The sequence below is a fragment of the Pseudoxanthomonas yeongjuensis genome, assembly GCF_010093345.1.
GTDB lineage: Bacteria > Pseudomonadota > Gammaproteobacteria > Xanthomonadales > Xanthomonadaceae > Pseudoxanthomonas_A > Pseudoxanthomonas_A yeongjuensis.
The window spans coordinates 44,505-62,196 of record NZ_PDWT01000005.1 but is presented as its reverse complement, the minus strand read 5'-3'; the positions used below and the strand labels follow the sequence as shown (position 1 = coordinate 62,196).

The following is a 17,692-nucleotide window of genomic DNA, read 5'->3' as shown; positions in this document are numbered from 1 at the left end:
CGGGGCCGCGAGGCTGGGGAAGCCGGCGTCCCGGATAACCACAGGAGAGCGCAACGCAATGTCGGCAGTCGTCCAATCCTCGACCGGATCGTCCCGGCCGCAGCCACTGGCTGTGGGCTGTGGCGATCGCACCGTCGCCTTCGATGGGAACGGACGCACCGATCTGGATACCTTCCTCGCCCATGTGCGCGCCGTCGCCGCCGTGCTGCCGGCGGGCCGGCATGCGGTCAATCTTTGCGAGGACCGTTATCGTTTCCTGGTCTCGTTCTGTGCGGTCGCGTTGCGCGGCCAGGTCACCCTGCTGCCGCCTTCGCGCGCGCCGGCGGTGGTCGCCGACGTGCTGGCGCAGTACGCCGACAGCTACAGCCTGGGCGACGGCCTGCTCGAGGCGGTGCCGCCCGGGCATTGGCTGCTGCCCGAACCCCTGCCTGCGCTTGCGGGCGAAGCGCCGACTGAAGTGCCGACCATCGACGAAAGCGCCGTCGTCGCGATCGGCTTCACTTCGGGCAGCACCGGCCATCCCAAGCCCAACCCGAAGACCTGGGCCGCGTTCCGCGCCAGCACCGGGCAGAACCTGGCCGCGCTGGAAAGCCTGTGGCAGGGACATGCGATGGCGAACGTGGTGGCGACGGTGCCGCCGCAACACATGTACGGCATGGAATTGTCGGTGCTGCTGCCCTTGCTCGGTCCTGCGGGCCTGCATGTGGGACGGCCGTTCTTTCCGCAGGACGTGGCCCGGGTGCTGGAGGAAACCCCGGAACCACGGTTGCTGGCGACCACGCCGGTGCACCTGCGCGCGCTGGTCGAGTCCGGCGTGCGCCTGCCGCCGCTGTGCGGAATCGTTTCGGCCACGGCGCCGCTGTCGCAGGAGCTTGCCGCCGCGGCCGAGGCGAGTTTCGGCTGCGAGGTGCGCGAAGTATTCGGATCGACCGAGACCTGCGTGATCGCGCGCCGCCGCACCGCCCGCGAAACCGCGTGGACGCCGCTGCCCGGAGTCGACGTGCATCCACGGCCCGACGGCGCCCTGGTCAGCGCGGCGCACCTGCCGTTGCCGGTGACACTGGCGGACCTGGTGGAACTGGAGGACGACGGCCGTTTCCACTTGCGCGGGCGCCAGGCCGACCTGCTGGAAATCGCCGGCAAGCGCGCTTCGCTCGGCGATCTGACCCGGCGCCTGCTCGCGATTCCCGGCGTGGTCGATGGAGTGATGCTGCAACACGACGAAGGCGACGCCCTCGGCGTGGCGCGCGTCGCCGCCCTGGTGGTGGCGCCGACGCTCGACGAAGCCACGATCCTTGCGATGCTGCGCGAAAGCATCGATCCGGTGTTCCTGCCGCGCCCGCTCAGATGCGTGCCCGCGTTGCCGCGCAGCGAAACCGGCAAGTTGCCGCGCGCGGAATTGTTGAAGTTGTTGCGCACGTAGGAGCGGGCCTTGCCCGCGATGCTCTTGCGCGATCTGGTCGAAAGGCATCGCGCCCAAGGGGCGCTCCTACGCTCGCTTCGGGATCAACCGTGGACGCCGTCGATTTCCATGCTCAGTTCGCGGCGGCAGATCGCCGCATGCAGGAGTATCCGCGGGACGCGGTCGCCGAAGCGCTGGTCCAGGGCCTCGGCCACGGTCGGCAGATCGCTTTCATCGCGCACATAGACCTTCAACCGCGTGCCCGGGCCGAATTGCGCCGGCAGGGAAGGCGCGCGCTGTCGCGCCGCGCCCAGCAGGGCATCGAAATTGGCCAGGGTTTCCTCGATCTGCGCCTGCAGTTGGCCGGCATGCTGCGAGGCGTGGCCGACCACGCTGGCCGTGCCCGAGAGCAGCAGCGGCATGTTGCCGCCCGGTGGCGGCAGCATCGCCCGGGCGAAGCTGGGCGACTGGCGGCCGTACTGGCGGGGATAGTGGTAGGCGCTGACCTGGCGCGGGTTCTCCACCGGCGTGCCGGCCTCGCGCGCGGAAAGCCAGTAGACCTGGATCACGCGTTCGTCGTCGCAACGGCCGATCGCGGTCGCCGCCGGCAAGGTGGTGGCGTCGAAATCGCCCATCCCGCGTGCGCGGCCGACGCAGAACTGGCGATAGCGTTCGGCATCGCCGTCGCCCAGGGTGATGGCATCCAGGTAATTCCAGATCCGCAACAACCGCGGCGTGGCGCTGCGGCCGACGAAGGCGAGCAGCCGGGAATAGGCCTTCTCGGCGGCGGCATCGATGCCGATCTCGCGTTCATCGATCTCGATCGCACCGAACGAAAGCTGTCCGTCGGTGGCCCAGGCGATGTCGCCTTCGCGGCCATGGGCGACCGGCGAGCGGGTGCGCCAGATCTCGAATGGCGTCGTGCCATACGGCTGCAAGGGCACGCGCAGGTAACGCGGGTCGTCGACGCGCGGGGCGTCGTTACCGAAGCCCAGCACCGCCAGCACGTCATCGCCGCGCAGCAGTGTCTCCGGCGAATCCGCCTGCACGTAGTCCACGTCCAGGCGCGCGTGCGGCGCGGCCGCGGATAGTGGTGAACTCATCGGCCGACTCATGGGTTGCCTTCCTGGAGGGTGTCGCCGCCAAAGGTTTCGCCGACCTGGCGTTTCCTGCGCAGCCAGCCGCGCAACGCGCGCGGCGCCAGCTGCAGCGCATTGAATGCGTAGATCAGCCGGAACAGGCGCAGCCGGCGCAACACCGGCTTGTTGTCGAACACGTCGCCGGCGAGCATCGAGATCACCGCCTGTTCGACCTGGAAGGTGTTGCGCGGATTCGCGAACAGGCGCTCCATGACCGGCGTGTTGAAGCGGTAGATGAACCAGGAGAAATGCTTCAGCCCGCGCTTCAGGCGCTTTTCCATGGCCCGCTGCAGGCGTGTCTCGCTGGAAGGGTCGCGCAGCGCGCCGTCGACCACTTCCACCGCATGCTCGGCGCTGTTCATGCCCAGGTATACGCCGGACGAGAACACCGGATCGATGAATGCGTACGCATCGCCGACCATCACCCAGCCCGGCCCGGTCATCCGCGCGCAGGTATAGGAATAGTTGCCGGTGACGTGGACCGGGGCCACGCGTTCGGCCTGTTGCATGCGCGTCCACACCGATGGCGTTCCCTGCAGGGTCTGCAGCAGGAATGCTTCATTGGAGCGGGCCTCATTGTCGCCGCGGCGTTGTTTGAGGTATTCCGGGAAGCACACCGCGCCGACGCTCATGACGTCGTCGCGCAGCGGGATCAGCCACATCCAGCCATGGGCGAAACGCTCGACGGTGATGTTGCCCGCGTCCGGACCTTCGCGGCGGGCGACGCCGCGGAAATGGCTGAAGATCGCCGCCGACTGGTGCAGCGCGTTCTTCTTCTTCAGTTTCAGCCTGCCGCCGAGGAAGGTGTCGCGGCCACTGGCATCGACCAGGTAGCGCGGGGCGAACGCCAGGGCTTCGCCCTCGGCGCCGCGCGCGTGCACCGTGCCGGGACGGCCGTCGGCGCCGAACTCGACCTTCTCCACCGCTACCTGCATCCGCGCGTCCACGCCGTTCTCCACCGCATTGCGGAACAGCAGCAGGTCGAATTCCTCGCGCTTGACCTGGTAGGCATGCGGGAACCTGGGGTTGAGGGCGCGCTCGAAGCGGAACACGTTGACGCTGCTGGCGTCGCCCTGCAGCGGGAAATCCGCGCCGGGCTTGAACACGCCGATCCCGCGCACCTGCTCCAGCACCCCCAGGCGCTCGAGGATCGGCAGGTTCATCGGCAACAGCGATTCGCCGATGTGGAAGCGCGGGTGCGTGCCTTTTTCCAGCAACACCACCTTCCAGCCCTTGCGCGCCAGCAGAGTGGCCGCGGTCGTACCGGCGGGACCGCCGCCGATCACCAGTACGTCGACCGCCATCGCATCCTTCGCCATCGCGACCACCGACTCCGCGGCCGGCGTCTCCATGCGGGGCTGGGCGCTGGCGGGATCGGCTTCGGTCATCCTGGCAAAACCATGGTCGGCGTTCATCGGGAACAGAGGCCCATGATAACGCGGCGCTCGCGGGCGCCGGTTGCCAAGGCGACGCCGATACCGGATCGTGTCGCCCCTGCCACCCATGGAAACCACCGGATGTCCCCGCAAACCGCCGCCGAACGCGAACTCGCGCAATTGCTGGTCGAAAGCCTGAACCTGGAAGACGTCGAGGCCGGCGCGATCGACCCCGAGGCGCCGCTGTTCAATAGCGGACTGGGCCTGGATTCGATCGATGCGCTGGAACTGGCGCTGGCGATCAGCAAGCACTACGGTTTCCAGTTGCGCTCGGACAACGACGAGAACCGCCGCATCTTCGCCTCGCTGCGCGCGCTGTCGGCGCATGTCGAAACCAGCAAGGCCGGCTGAGCCGGCGATCCCGGCGCGCGCGGCCCCACCGGCGTTGCTGATGGGCCTGCGGGTGGCGCTGGCGCTGGCCTATCCGTTGCTTGCGCACCTGGCCGGCGCGCGTGGCGACGGTGCGTGGGCGGCGGTGGCCATGGCCGACCTGGTCCTGTTGCTGCTGCTGGGCCCGTTGCTGGAACGCCGCCCATGGGCATTGCTGCTGCTGGCATCGTCTCTGCTTGTCCTGTGGTGGATCTCGCTTTCGCGCTACGCGTTATTGCCGTTACTGCTGCCGCCGATGCTGTTCCTTGGCCTGGTCGGCTGGTTCTTCGGGCGCACGCTGCGGCCGGGACGGGTGCCGCTGATCACGCGGATAGTGGAAGCGCTGAACGCCCAGGCCGGCCTGCCGATGACGCCCGACCTTTACCGCTATACCCGTCGCTTGACCGCGGTGTGGGCTGTACTGCTGGCGGTGCTGGCGTTGGTCAACCTGCTGCTGGCGCTGTGCGCGGTCCCCGGCGGCATGCTGGCGCAATTCGGCTACCGGCCGCCGCTGACGGTGTCGGATGAGCAGTGGTCGTGGGTGGCCAATTTCCTCAACTACGGCATCGTCGCCGCGCTTTTCTGCGGCGAGTACCTGTGGCGCAAGCGTCTGTTCCCGCAGCGGCCGTACCGCAATTTCCTCCAGTTCCTGCAACAGATGGCGCGGCTGGGGCCGGGCTTCTGGAGCCGGTTGATGCGCTGACTGGCGGCAGGATGTCTGAAACCACGGCCCGGCCTGCCACGACGGGCGCTCCGGTATCCTAGGCGGCAGGGAATCGCGTTCGCCCGGGCAGGAATACCAGCAGCATGCAGTTCATCATCCCAGCGGACCATCCGAGCCTGGCGGGACATTTCCCGGGCCGGCCGATCGTGCCGGGCGTGGTCGTGCTGGATCGCGTCGTCGATGCCATCGAAGCGATGCATGGCGCGTTGCCTCCCCTGCGCCTGCCGCAGATCAAATTCCTCAAGCCGCTGTTGCCTGGACAACTCGTATCGGTGGACTTGCAAGGACAGGCGCCGCGCTGGCGTTTCCGCGTGCTGCGTGGCGACGAGCTGCTGGCCAGCGGCGAGATCGTCGCCGGGCCGTCGGCCACGCCATGAGCGCGAACAGGCCATGAGTGCGAACTGGAAGCAGCGACCGGAAGGCGGCGGCCGCTTCGCGATCTGGTTGATCCGCGGCATCGCCCGTCATGGCGGGCGACGCCTGGGCCGCGCCTTCCTGTATCCGATCACCCTGTATTTCCTGCTGGTGCGCGGCCCCGAGCGCCGTGCCTCGCGCCGTTATCTGGCACGGGCGCTGGGCCGCGAAGTCGGCCTGCGGTCGGTGGCGCGGCACATCCACACCTTCGCTGCGACCATCCTCGACCGCGTGTTCCTGCTCGGCGGGCGCTTCGCCGGTTTCGACGTGCGCGTCGCCGGTCTGACGCCACTGATCGAAGCGCTGGACCGGGGCCAGGGCGCATTGTTGTTCGGCTCGCACCTGGGCAGCTTCGAAGTGCTGCGGGTGCTGGCCGAGCAGCAGCCCGACTACCGGATCCGCGTGGTCCTGGACAAGGCCCACAACCCGGCGATGACCCAGTTGCTGGACGCGTTGAATCCGGAAATCGCCGCCGGCGTGATCGATGCGGGACAGGATGGCCCCTCGATCGTCATGGCGATCAAGCAGGCCACCGACGACGGCGCGCTGGTCGCGTTGCTGGTGGATCGCGCGCGCGCCGGCGAACCGGCATTGAATATCCCGTTCATGGGCCGTGATGCACCTTTCCCGACCGCGCCATGGCTGGTCGCCGCCGCGCTGAAAGTGCCGGTGGTGCTGGCTTTCGGCCTGTACCGCGGCGGCAACCGCTACGACCTGCAGTTCGAGCCTTTCAGCGACGGCATCGCCGTGCCGCGGCAACAGCGCGCCCAGGCCGTGCACGCGCTTATCCAGCGTTATGCCGCCAGGCTGGAGCATCACGTCCGCGACGCGCCTTACAACTGGTTCAATTTCTATGATTTCTGGGGTGGTGAAGATGAAGGCAGCACGCCGACGGCGACCGACCCGCCGTGCATCGTGGCGATCGATCATGCCGATGCTGACGCTGCTGTGCAGCGCCGCACTGCCTTGCGCCGCGGCGCCTGAGCCCGGCGTCGCTCAGCAAGCCGCGACGCAGCAAGTCGATGCGGGCTGGATCCTGCGCGCGTTGGCGCGTCCGGCGCCGGTGCGCACCGCGTTCGTGGAGCTGCGCGGTTCGCCGCTGCTGAAGGCGCCGCTGCGGATCGAAGGCGAATACCAGCGTCCCGACAACGACAGCCTGGTCCGCGAAGTGCGTTCGCCGTATGCGGAGACCACCACCTTGCGCAATGGCGAAGCGACCATCGTCCGTGCCGGCAAGGCGCCGCGGAAATTTTCATTGGCGCGCGTTCCCGAACTGGCCGGACTGCAGGCCAGCTTCGGCGCGCTGTTGTCCGGCGATCGTGTGTCGCTGGAAAAGCATTACCGGCTCGCGCCGCAGGGCACGCGCCAACAGTGGACGCTGTCGCTGACGCCGAAGGACGCGAAACTGCAGGGCAGCGTGCGCGACATCACCCTGTACGGGCACGGCGCCGAACTGCGCTGCATCGAGACGCGTCCGGCCAGAGGCGACCTGCAACGCACCCTGCTGGCCGGCGCCGCGCATGAGGCTGCCGGCACCAGCACGACCGAGGCATTGGCGGTGTTGTGCCGCGCGGGCAGCGCGCACTGATGCTGACGGGGCGCAGCCGCCTTGCCCTGGCCTTGCTGTGGCTGGCCTTGCTGGCGGTGGCGGGCTGGGCGATCGGCCAGCGTTTGCAGCTCAGCGGCGACCTGCGCAAGTTCATGCCGGCGGCGGAAACGCCGGCGCAGAAACTGCTGATCGACGAACTCGGCGAAGGTCCGGGCTCGCGCCTGTTGCTGATGTCGATCTCCGGTGCCGATGCAGAGACGCTGGCGGCGCAGTCGCAGGCCTTGCGCGAAGCCCTGGCGGCGCGTCCCGAATTCGCCCTGGTCGCCAACGGCGGCGATGCCGGCCTCGACGCGGTTCCCGAACGCCTGCGTCCGTACCGTTACCTGCTCACCGATACTTTCGATACCCAGGCACTGGATGAAGCCTTCCTGCGCGAAGAACTCGAGGCGCGCGTGCAGGATCTGGGCTCGCCCGCCGCGGCGCTGGTCGAGCCGCTGCTGCCTTCCGATCCCACCCTGGAAACCTTGAAGCTGGCAGAGCGCTGGCAACCGGCGAACGCGCCGCAGCGCTTGCACGACGTCTGGTTCGATCGCGCCGACGACAAGGCCTTGCTGGTCGCGCAGACCCGCGCGGCGGGTTTCGATCCGACCGGGCAGCAGGCGGCGGTGGACGCGATCCATGCCGACTTCGCCAGGGTCGTGGCGGGAACGAAAAGCGAACTGGTGCTGACCGGGCCGGGCGCGTTCTCGGTCGAGATCGGCGGCCGCACCGCGGCCGAGGCGCAGTGGATCGGCATGATCGATACGATCGGCCTGATCCTGCTGCTGTGGGTCGCTTATCGCAGCTGGAAAATGCCGATCCTCGGTGCGTTGCCGCTGGCCAGCGCCGGCCTCGCCGGCCTCGGCGCGGTGGTGTTGCTGTTCGACGGCGTGCACGGCATCACCGTGGCCTTCGGCTTCACCCTGATCGGCGTGGTCCAGGATTATCCGATCCATCTTTTCAGCCACCAGCGCCCGGGTGTGTCGCCGTGGGCCAACGCGCGCGCGCTGTGGCCGACTCTGGCCACCGGCGTGGCCTCCACCTGCATCGCCTACGTCACCTTCCTGTTCTCCGGCGTGGATGGACTCAAGCAACTGGCGGTGTTCACCATCGCCGGCCTTGGCGCGGCGGCGTTGAGCACGCGTCTGCTGTTGCCGGCGCTGATCGATCCGGCGCCGCGCGACTTCGCCGATTCGCGCCTGCTGGCGAAATTGTGGAACGGCATCGCCCGCCTGCCGCGCCCGCGCTGGTCGCTGGCCGTGGTCGCGGTGCTCGCATTGGCGGTGACGGTGTTCGCGCCGGGTCCGTTCTGGCAGAACGATCTGTCGAAACTCACCCCCGTTCCCGCCGATGCGCTGGCGCGCGACGAAGTGTTGCGCGCTGAACTCGGTGCGCCCGACGTGCGTTACGTCCTCGCGTTGAGCGGCAAGGATAATGAGCAGGTGCTGCAGGCTTCGGAGCGGTTGCGTCCGGCGCTGGACGGACTGGTCGAACAAAAAGCGCTCGCCGGTTACGACCTGGCCGCGCGCTACTTGCCCAGCGCCGCGGTCCAGCGCGCGCGCCAGGCGAGGCTGCCGTCGGCGCAGCGCATGCGCACCATGCTCGACGCGGTGGTCGCGCAGACGCCGTTCAATGGCGATGCCTTCGATCCGTTCCTCGCCGATATCGAGGCGGCCCGGCGCGCGCCGCCATTGACCGCATCGGGATTGCAGGGCTCGCCGCTGGCGGCCAGCGTCGCCGGCTTGCTGCTCGGTTCCCCCGGCCACGCCACTGCGCTGGTGTCGTTGAACGGCTTGCGCGACCCGAACGCCGTGTCGCGCGTGGCCGCCGCCAACGGCGCACAGCTGCTGGACCTGAAACAGGCTTCGGAATCATTGGTTGCCGCGTATCGCGGCCGGGTGCTGGCCGCGCTCGGCATCGCCGCGGTGCTGCTGGTGATCACCGTCTGGATTCCCCTGCGCACGCCACGCCGGGTGTTGCGGGTGCTGCTGCCGATGGCGCTGACCACGCTGCTGATCCTGGCCATCCTGCGCGGCTGCGGGGTGGAGCTGAACCTGTTCCACCTGGTCGCGTTGATCCTGGCCGCCGGCCTGGGCCTGGATTACGCGCTGTTCTTCGACCATGCCGGCGAAGACCGCGCCGACCAGCTGCGCACCCTGCACGCGCTGATCGTGTGCAGCCTGATGACCTTGCTGGTGTTCTTCCTGCTCGCCCTGTCCTCGATCCCGGTGTTGCGCGCGATCGGCAGCACCGTGGCGATCGGCGTGTTCTCCAACTTCGTGCTGGCGCTGTTGATCTCGCGACAACCGGTTGTTGTGGGAGGGGCTTCAGCCCCGACGCTTTCCGGGGGAAGCGATGTCATCTGATAAGGCGTCGGGGCTGAAGCCCCTCCCACAAGGTCAGCCCCCCTGTAGCTGGAGCTCTCATGATTGGGCATGATCAAATCGAAGCGCTGATCCCGCACAAGGGCGCGATGTGCCTGTGGGGCGAAGTCGTCGACTGGGATCCGCAGCGCATCCGCCTGCGCTCCTCGAGCCACCGCGATCCCGCCCATCCGCTGCGCTCGCACGAACGATTGCGCGCGGTGCACCTGTGCGAATACGGCGCCCAGGCGATGGCCGTGCATGGCGGCCTGCGCGCGCGCGAAGGCCGCCAAACCGCCAGGCCGGGAGTGCTGGTCGCGCTGCGCGGCGTGGAGCTGCATTGCCTGCGCATCGACGACCTGTCCGGCGCGCTCGAATGCGAAGCCGAGGTGCTGGCCGAAGGCGAGGGCAGCCAGCAATACGCCTTCCGCATCAGCCACGCCGGCACCCTGCTCGCCGAAGGCCGTGCGGCGGTGATGCTGCAGGACGATCCGCAGGCGTAGGAGCGGGCCTTGCCCGCGATGCTCTTCCGCTCTTCCGCGACCTGGCCGAAAGGCATCGCGCCCAAGGGGCGCTCCTACGAGTGCTTTGCTCTCTCCGAATCACCGGCGCGATGATGCATCCGCTAGGATTGCGCCATGAATGCCAATCCACGCAAGCGCGCACTGGTCACCGGCGGCAGCGGCGACCTCGGCGGCGCCATCTGCCGCCGGCTCGCCAATGACGGTCTGCATGTCATCGTCCACGCCAACGGCAACCTGGCGCGTGCCGAAGCACTCGCAGCGGAGATCGTTTCCGCGAACGGCAGCGCCGAAGCCATCGCCTTCGACGTGGCCGATGGCGAGGCCACGCGCGCGGCGATCAAGGGCCTGCTCGAAACCGGGCCGATCCAGGTCGTGGTCAACAACGCCGGCATCCACGACGATGCGCCCATGGCCGGGATGTCGGAAACGCAGTGGAAGCGGGTGATCGACGTGTCGCTGCACGGTTTCTTCCACGTCACCCAGCCCTTGCTGTTGCCCATGGCGCGCACCCGCTGGGGCCGCATCGTCAGCGTGTCCTCGGTCGCGGCGGTGCTCGGCAACCGCGGCCAGAGCAACTACGCGGCGGCCAAGGCCGCGTTGCACGGCGCGTCGAAATCGCTGGCGCGGGAGATGGCCGGCCGCGGCATCACCGTCAACGTGGTCGCGCCGGGGGTGATCGAGGGCAGCATGGCGGCCGATGCGTTCCCGCTGGAAACGATCAAGCAGCTGGTGCCCGCGGGTCGGGCCGGCAAGCCGGAAGAGATCGCCGCACTGGTCGGATTCCTGTGCGGCGAGGAGGCCGGCTACCTCAACGGCCAGGTGATCGGCGTCAACGGCGGAATGGGCTAGCCAACAGGTTGGCTTGTTGGAAGAAACCTGGCCAGCTTCGCGAACCTGTCTGCAGTGCTGAATGCGGGAGGGGCTTCAGCCCGACGAACGCAGCCAGGGAAAAGCGTCGGGGCTGAAGCCCCTCCCACAGAAGCGCAGCCGCGCTATGGTTCATGTGGCCTTTCCGGTTCCCTGCGCCATTGGGGCAGTGGCGAACTCGCCGCTGGGATCATCGATGATCGGCGGATTGGCCTGGATGCTGCGATACACCGCCGGCAGGCCGCCGTAACGTAATGCCTGCAGCACGATGTGGCTGGTGATGCTGTACAGGTCCTTCAGCGGACGGAAATGGCTGGCGCGGAATTTCTCGTCGCTGCCGGCGCAGTGGTAGCGCGACTCGATCGGCACCGACACGCAACGCGTGCCCAGGGAGCGCGCCGCGGAAATCACGATCTGCGCCTCGAACACGAAACCTTCGCCGGGCACGTCCTGCAGCGCGATCACCTCGGCCGGGTAGAAGCGCTGGCCGCTCTGGCTGTCGGCGACCTGGTAGCCGGTGCCCCAGGCGATACCCCAGTCGCCGAATTCGTTGGCCAGCCGGCGGTGGGTCGGCTGCGCGGCGCGCTTGCGCAGGCGCGCGCCGATGATGATGCAGCCGGGATGGCGATTGGCCGCTTCCAGCAACCGCGGCAGGTCGCCGGCGGAGTGCTGGCCGTCGCCATCCATGGTCAGCACGCCCCGGTAACCGCGCCGCGCCGCTTCGCGGAAACCGTCGCGCAACGATTCGCCCTTGCCCTTGCGTTGCGCATGCCGCAGCACGGTCACCGGCAGGTCGGCGATGCAGGCGTGGGTGCCGTCGCTGGAACCGTCGTCGACCACGATCACGTTCGGGCATTGCTCCAGCGCGCCCAGCACCACTTCGCGGATCCGCAGCGATTCGTTCAGGGCCGGGACCAGCACGGCGACATCGTCGCGGCCGAGGTGTTTCGATGCGGTCATGTGGGTTCAATCATGGACGATGCCGATCCGCAGGGACGTGCCGTGGCCGGCGCCGAGCACGACCTGGGCGCGGCGCAGCGCCAGCGCCTCGAACAACGGCAGCATCGGCGCCATCGCGTTGCCGGCGAGGAACAGCGACAGCGGTCCGTCGGCCTGCGTCGGGTCCATGGGTTCTTCTTCCACGCGCACCTGCAGGCGCGGCATTCCCGGCGCCGGATCATGGACCAGCAGCAAGGCGGCTCCCAGCAATCCCTGGCTGCGCGACACCCGCGCCACCGGCCCGGTGGCATGGCCGTCGCAGGCCGCCAGCAACACCGCCTCGGTGCCGGTGGCCAGTTGCGCCAGGGCTTCGAGCAGGCCCTGGGCGAAGCTGGCATCGGAGGCGCTGATCGCGGTCGCCGGCGCCATCGCACCCGCGCCGATGGTCCAGTAGCCGGCGGCCGCGTTGTGCACCGAATTGTGGAAGCGGATGGGCGAGAGACTGCGCGGTTCGCTGGCCAGGGTCTCGCACATGTAGTCGGTGATGTTGAGGTCGCCATGGGTGGAGGCGAACACCGAGGGCAGCGTGGCCGGGTCGCGGCCGGCGGCGATGCAGGCCGCGAGCGCCACTTCCAATGCCACCGCCACCGTTTCCGGTGCGCGCCGGCGTTCGTTGGGCGCCAGCAGTTGCGGGGAAGGGCGGGTCGGCGCATCGACGGGCAGGGCGTCGGCGGCGAGATACGCGCATGCGGCCTGCCACGAGGGCAGCCCGCGCGCCCAGAACCCGATTCCGGCGATGCCGGCCGACAGCGAGGAAGTGGTCATGCGCGGCCGAAGACCAGCGAGGCGTTGTTGCCGCCGAAGCCGAAGGAATTGTTCATCGCATAACGGATGTCGCGCCGCGCATTGTCGAAACGGATCTGCGCGCCGCAGGCCGGATCGCGCGAGGTGCTGTTGAGCGTGCCCGGCAACAATCCACGTTCCAGCGCCAGCAGCGCGATCACCGATTCGACGATGCCCGCCGCGCCCAGGGTGTGTCCGGTCCAGCCCTTGGTGGAACCGGCATGCAGTGCATCAGGAAACATCTCCGCCACCGCCCGCGCCTCGATCGGGTCGTTGGCCGGCGTGGCCGTGCCGTGCAGGTTGAGGTAGCCCACCTCGTCGGCATCGATGCCGCTGCGGGCCAGCGCATCGGCCATGGCCAGTTTCGCGCCCAGGCCCTGCGGGTGCGGCGCGGACATGTGGTGGGCGTCGCTGGATTCGCCATAGCCGCGCAATTGCAACGGGGCGCGATCGCCATCGTCGTTTCGCTCCAGCACCGCGAAGCCGCCGGCTTCGCCCAGCGACAGGCCGCTGCGTGCGGCGTCGAACGGCCTGCACGGCTCGGTCGATACCAGTTGCAGGGCGTTGAAACCGAACAACACGCTGCCGCACAAGGTGTCCACGCCGCCGACCACGGCGGCATCGGCCAGTCCGGACTGGATCAGGCGCGCGGCCTGGGCGAAGACCTTGGCGCTGGAAGAGCAGGCGGTGGCCACAGTCGCGCAGGGGCCGCCCAAACCGGTGGCCTGGCGGACGAAATCGCCGAGCGAATGCGGGGTGTGGATGATCGGGCGATCCAGGTCCGGCGGGAAACGACGTTCGCCGCTTTCGCCCGACAGGCGCGTGTAAGCCTCCTCGGTGGCGCCGATACTGGAGGTGGAAGTTCCCATCACCACCGCCACGCGTCCTGCGCCGTGGCGGGCGACGACCGCGTCGATCGCCGCCATCAGGCCGTCCTGCTGCAGGGCCAGCCAGGCCAGGCGGTTGTTGCGGCACTCCCATCCGGCCAGGGCCGCGGGCAGAGGCGATTGTTCCAGCCCGTCGACCCGGCCGATCCAGCAATCCAGGCGTTCGTCGCCACCGAAGTCGTTGCGGCGCAGCCCGCTGCGTCGATCGTTCAGCGCATCGGCCTGGGCATCGCGGCCGCGGCCCAGCGCGGTGGTGGCGGTATAGGCGCGTATCGCCAGTGCGGGCATGGGTGAAAGCGATACGGGCACGCGTTGTTCCGACGATGATGTGGCGGAAGTATAGCCAGTGGCGGATCGGGCCAGATTCGCATGGCATGGACATTGCTGACTGCCGCCGGCAGGGTTCAGCGATGTGAGCGGCATGCGCAGGGCAGCGCTCGCGACGGCGGAAAACGCCGGTGAAAACGCGTCAATGCGCGCCCGGCGGAAACGCCGCGCGGGTTTCGCTATGTCCGGGTTTCGGCCACAATCCGCACCACCCCCCTGCAGGATGCGTCACGCGCGGATGCAAGCCTTCGTTTACAAGAGCCAGCGCAAGTCCGATACCTTCGTCTACCTTGCCGCACGCGACGATTTCGAAAAGATCCCCGAACCCCTGCGTGCGCAGCTCGGCGAGTTGGCGTTCGTGCTGGAAGTGGCGCTGACTCCGCAACGCAAGCTGGCCCGCGAGAACCCTGAAGTGGTGCGGCAGAACCTGGCCGCGAACGGCTTCCACCTGCAGTTCCCGCCGCAGATCTTCAAGCTGCAGGACGCCGATACCGGGCGCGACGATGGCTAGGTCCGCTTCCCTGGCCAGGCACGCGCACTGGATCGCGCTGGCGCTGGGCGTCGCCCTGGCCGCATCGACCGTGTTCGGTGGAATCGTCGCCCTGGCCGGCGCGCTGCTGGCGCAACCGTTGCTGGCGCTGGCGGTTTCCTGGTGGCGCGGCACCCGTTCGCGCGCTTCGGGCGCGATCCTGCGTGGCGAAGCCGTGGCCCTGCTGGCGCTGTGGGCGCTGGGCTTCGCCGCCTCCGCCTTGCTGGTGGCCTGGCCGTTGGCCTCGTTGCGCCAGAGCGGCAGCCTGCCGGCGGCGCTGGGCCTGAGCGCGGTGGTCGGAGCGGTGTTGATCGGGCTGTGGCGCACCTGGCCGCTGTGGCAGGCGCTGGAGCGCGAAGGCGGCACCCTGGCGGCGCACTGGCACGGCTTGCCGGAGCGCGATATCCACGCCTGGCACGGCCTGGGCGTGGCCGCGCTGGTGGCGCTGGCGATCGGCCTCGGCGGTGCGCTGGCCTGGCCGGGCATCGTGTCCGACCACCTGCACGTCGCGGTCGGTGTCGCCTACGCCTTGTTGCTGCCGGTCCTGCACTGGGCGCTGCAGCGCAGTTCGGTGGCCCGGGCCTTGCCGGTCGTGATCATGGCGCCGGCAACGCCGGTCGAAAACCATTCCGCGGAAGCGGCGACGCCCGCCGCGGAAGACGATCTCGATGGCGCCTTGTTCGCCGCCGCTCGCGCCGGACGTGTCGAACGCGCGCTCGAATTGCTAGAGGCGGGCGCCGATCCGCGCGCCGTTCCCACCGATCCGCGCGACCAGCGCAGCCTGGCCACGCTGGCCGCGGTGCTGCCCGACCTGCGCCTGCTGCGCGCGTTGATCGCGCACGGCATCGACCTCAACCAGGCCCAGGCCGGCATGACCCCGTTGCTGGCCGCGACCCGCGACAGCTGGCACGGCCGTCCGGATGCGGTGACCACGCTGCTGGCCAACGGCGCCGATCCGCGCACCGCCGACAACGAAGGCAACACGCCCTTGCACCATGCCGCGCGCAGTTCCGATCCCGGCGTCGCCGCGCTACTGCGCGATGCCGCGGCCGAAACCGATGCGCTCAACGCCGAAGGCATCACCCCGCTGGGCGTGGCCTGCGTGGCCGGCAACTGGCGGCTGGCCAAGTTCCTGCTGGAGCGCGGGGCCAAGGCCGAACCCCCGGGCGGCCAACCGGTGTTGCTGGCGGCGGCCGCGACCGAGGAAGACGATCCGGTCGGCGTGCAACTGCTGCTGAAGCACAAGGCCAAGGTCGACACCCGCGACAGCCTGGGTCGCAGCGCCTTGCATGAGGCCGCCTACGCCGGGCATGTCGAGATCATGGCCGTGCTGCTGGCGGCCGGCGCCGATGTGCATGGCCGCGACGATGCCGGGCGCACGCCGTGGCTGGCGGCCGCGCGCGGCAGTCAAATCGCCGCGCTGGAAGCGTTGGCCGTTGCCGGCGCCCGCATCGGCGATGAAGACAACCAGGCGCGCAATGCGCTGATGCTGGCCTGCACCGGCGAATCGGTGCCGGTACCGCTGGTGCGGCGACTGCTGGAACTGGGCGTCGATCCGGACCACGCCGACCGGCAGGGCCGCCGCGCCGTCGACCTGGCCGCCGAAGCCGGCCGCTGGGCGATCGTCTCCGCGCTCGATCCGGACTATGCGCTGCCTGCGGCGGTGGCCGAGAACGAGGAAGACCAGTCGCCGCCGGACCGCGCGCCGCTGGGCCTGGTCCGCGATGGCCTGTATGCCGACCGGCATGACGGCCTGGAAGCGCTGGCCAGACTCTGCTCGGCATCGGAACTCGGCAGCCTGCTGCACGATCCCGGCATCGTCGCCTCGCCCGCGCGCGTCGAATGGCTGCTGCGGCACGGCGCCGATGCGGAAGTGCGCGACGGCGTCAGCGATGTACCCCTGTTCGCGCTGCTGTCGCGCGGGCCGGAAGCGATGCCGGTGCTGCGCGCGCTGTTGCAGCGTGGCGTCTCCCCGGCCGGTGCCGGCGGCCTGACCCGGTTCCTGTCCGCCTGCCTGCATGGCAACCCGTCGATCGCGGGCGCGGAAACCTTCGCCCTGGAATTGCTGGAACGCGGCGCCGATCCGTTCGCCGTTTCCCGCGTCGACGATCCGCCGCTGTCGCTCGCGGTGCGGCTGGGCTGGACGCGCCTGCTCGATCGCCTGCTCGATCTCGGCGTCGATCGCGAAGCGCGCGACGGCCATGGCATGTCGGCGTTGCACCTGGCCACCGCGCTCGGCCGCGAAGCCGTGCTCAAGCAGCTGATCGCCAAGGGCGCTTCCCCGCATGCCCGCGCCGCCGATGGGCAGACGCCGCTCGGCGTGGCCCTGGCCAGCGGCCGTCGCGACCTGGCCGACTGGCTGGACTGGCGCGGCTGGCCCTTGCCCAGGCGCGTATTGCGCGCCGCCGACCTGCCGGCCGCGGCGATGGCCGGCGACGCCGACGCGGTGCGTCGCCTGCTCGATCTCGGTTTCGCCGTGGATTCGCCCGATGCGCAAGGTTGCACCGCGCTGCTGCGCGCGGCCGGTGGCGGCCATCGCGCCACGGTCGACCTGCTGCTCAGGCGCGGCGCCGATCCGCAACACGCCGCCAACACCGGGGCCACGCCGCTGTCGGCGGCGGTGAGCATGCGCCAGGCCGATATCGTCAACGACCTGCTGGCCGCGGGCGCGCAGATCGAGCACCGCCTGCCGGGCGGGGTCACCGTGCTGATGCTGGCCGCGGCGCTGGGCCTGCCGGACATCACCGCGCGTTTGCTGACCGCCGGCGCCAACGTGCATGCCAGCGATGCGCAGGGCCTGACTCCGCTGCATTGCGCGGCCCTGTTCGGTTTCATCGCCCGCGACAAGCCGCGCCTGGTCGCGCTGTTCGACACCCTGCTGCTGGCCGGCGCCGAACCGGAAACCATCGCCGCCGGCGCGGTCACTCCGCTGCTGCTGCTGCTGGGCGCGCGTGCGGAACCCGGCACCGCCTGCGACGAGGAAGTGGTGCTCGCCGCACTCGAACGCCTGCTGGACGAAGAGGTCTCGCTGGACGTGCAGGATCCGCGCGGGTTCGGTCCGCTGCACCTGGCCGCGTTGCATGGCCTGTTGCGCGTGGTCCAGCGCCTGCTGCGCACCGGCGCCGACCCCGATCTGCGCGACGCGCTCAACCGCACCCCGCGCGAGGTCGCGGTGATGCGCGGCTTCGTCGACGTCGCCGCCGAATTCGCCCCGGCCGTGCCGGGCGCATCGATGGCCAGGTTCCTGCGCGAACCGCGGTGATGTGGCTTCCTTCTCCCTCCGGGAGAAGGTGGCGCGAAGCGACGGATGAGGGAATGGGAGTGACTTGCCTACGGACTTT

The 17,692-nt window shown here is 69.4% G+C and carries 16 protein-coding genes; 11 read left to right on the top strand and 5 right to left on the bottom strand.

Annotated elements, in window-relative coordinates:
* Nucleotides 1–58: 58 nt before the first annotated feature.
* Entirely contained in the window at nucleotides 59–1,423 is a 1,365-nt protein-coding gene (locus CSC74_RS13265) for an AMP-binding protein (RefSeq protein WP_162314965.1), read from the top strand.
* 83 nt (nucleotides 1,424–1,506) lie between these two features.
* Here CSC74_RS13265 and CSC74_RS13260 read toward each other — a convergent pair whose 3' ends face one another.
* The gene (locus tag CSC74_RS13260) at nucleotides 1,507–2,517 is read right to left on the bottom strand and encodes a chorismate transformation FkbO/Hyg5 family protein (RefSeq protein ID WP_425501464.1); all 1,011 of its coding nucleotides are present in this window, start codon (nucleotides 2,515–2,517) and stop codon (nucleotides 1,507–1,509) included.
* Nucleotides 2,514–3,893: an NAD(P)/FAD-dependent oxidoreductase gene (locus tag CSC74_RS13255; RefSeq protein WP_162315097.1), complete on the bottom strand. Its 1,380-nt coding sequence runs from the start codon at nucleotides 3,891–3,893 to the stop codon at nucleotides 2,514–2,516. Before CSC74_RS13255 ends, CSC74_RS13260 begins: the two co-directional genes overlap by 4 nt.
* A 165-nt stretch (nucleotides 3,894–4,058) precedes the next feature.
* On the opposite strand from CSC74_RS13255, the gene CSC74_RS13250 reads away from it, so the two are divergent.
* The 8 genes from CSC74_RS13250 (at nucleotide 4,059) to fabG (ending at nucleotide 10,808) form a co-directional block, all read left to right on the top strand.
* Complete coding sequence (locus CSC74_RS13250) at nucleotides 4,059–4,328, top strand: phosphopantetheine-binding protein (RefSeq protein WP_162314963.1); 270 nt, start codon at nucleotides 4,059–4,061, stop codon at nucleotides 4,326–4,328.
* Nucleotides 4,303–5,049, top strand: coding sequence for a COG4648 family protein (locus tag CSC74_RS13245; protein WP_162314962.1), 747 nt, complete (start codon nucleotides 4,303–4,305; stop codon nucleotides 5,047–5,049). Before CSC74_RS13250 ends, CSC74_RS13245 begins: the two co-directional genes overlap by 26 nt.
* A gap of 104 nt (nucleotides 5,050–5,153) precedes the next feature.
* Nucleotides 5,154–5,447: an ApeI family dehydratase gene (locus CSC74_RS13240; protein ID WP_162314961.1), complete on the top strand. Its 294-nt coding sequence runs from the start codon at nucleotides 5,154–5,156 to the stop codon at nucleotides 5,445–5,447.
* 13 nt (nucleotides 5,448–5,460) lie between these two features.
* Nucleotides 5,461–6,468: a lysophospholipid acyltransferase family protein gene (locus CSC74_RS13235; RefSeq protein ID WP_162314960.1), complete on the top strand. Its 1,008-nt coding sequence runs from the start codon at nucleotides 5,461–5,463 to the stop codon at nucleotides 6,466–6,468.
* Complete coding sequence (locus CSC74_RS13230) at nucleotides 6,413–7,072, top strand: LolA-related protein (RefSeq protein WP_343037931.1); 660 nt, start codon at nucleotides 6,413–6,415, stop codon at nucleotides 7,070–7,072. The genes CSC74_RS13235 and CSC74_RS13230 overlap by 56 nt, the downstream gene beginning before the upstream one ends.
* Nucleotides 7,072–9,438: an MMPL family transporter gene (locus CSC74_RS13225; RefSeq protein ID WP_162314958.1), complete on the top strand. Its 2,367-nt coding sequence runs from the start codon at nucleotides 7,072–7,074 to the stop codon at nucleotides 9,436–9,438. Before CSC74_RS13230 ends, CSC74_RS13225 begins: the two co-directional genes overlap by 1 nt.
* A 59-nt stretch (nucleotides 9,439–9,497) precedes the next feature.
* A complete protein-coding gene (locus CSC74_RS13220) occupies nucleotides 9,498–9,938 on the top strand; it encodes a hotdog family protein (RefSeq protein ID WP_162314957.1) in 441 nt (146 codons plus the stop codon).
* A gap of 135 nt (nucleotides 9,939–10,073) precedes the next feature.
* Nucleotides 10,074–10,808, top strand: coding sequence for a 3-oxoacyl-ACP reductase FabG (gene fabG / locus CSC74_RS13215; protein WP_162314956.1), 735 nt, complete (start codon nucleotides 10,074–10,076; stop codon nucleotides 10,806–10,808).
* Between the two features lie 150 nt (nucleotides 10,809–10,958).
* On the opposite strand, the gene CSC74_RS13210 is transcribed toward fabG, so the two are convergent.
* The 3 genes from CSC74_RS13210 to CSC74_RS13200 are packed head-to-tail and all read right to left on the bottom strand — an operon-like array spanning nucleotide 10,959 to nucleotide 13,783.
* A complete protein-coding gene (locus CSC74_RS13210; RefSeq protein ID WP_162314955.1) occupies nucleotides 10,959–11,786 on the bottom strand; it encodes a glycosyltransferase family 2 protein in 828 nt (275 codons plus the stop codon).
* 6 nt (nucleotides 11,787–11,792) lie between these two features.
* Nucleotides 11,793–12,590, bottom strand: a complete 798-nt coding sequence (locus tag CSC74_RS13205; protein WP_162314954.1) for a beta-ketoacyl synthase chain length factor — start codon at nucleotides 12,588–12,590, stop codon at nucleotides 11,793–11,795.
* Nucleotides 12,587–13,783 (bottom strand): beta-ketoacyl-[acyl-carrier-protein] synthase family protein, encoded by a 1,197-nt coding sequence (locus CSC74_RS13200; protein ID WP_162315096.1) that lies wholly within the window; start codon nucleotides 13,781–13,783, stop codon nucleotides 12,587–12,589. The genes CSC74_RS13205 and CSC74_RS13200 overlap by 4 nt, the downstream gene beginning before the upstream one ends.
* A 277-nt stretch (nucleotides 13,784–14,060) precedes the next feature.
* Between CSC74_RS13200 and CSC74_RS13195 the strand changes: the two genes are divergently transcribed.
* Nucleotides 14,061–14,333, top strand: coding sequence for a YcgL domain-containing protein (locus tag CSC74_RS13195; protein ID WP_162314953.1), 273 nt, complete (start codon nucleotides 14,061–14,063; stop codon nucleotides 14,331–14,333).
* On the top strand, nucleotides 14,326–17,613 hold the full coding sequence (locus CSC74_RS13190) for an ankyrin repeat domain-containing protein (protein WP_162314952.1): 3,288 nt from the start codon (nucleotides 14,326–14,328) through the stop codon (nucleotides 17,611–17,613). The genes CSC74_RS13195 and CSC74_RS13190 overlap by 8 nt, the downstream gene beginning before the upstream one ends.
* Nucleotides 17,614–17,692: the final 79 nt, after the last annotated feature.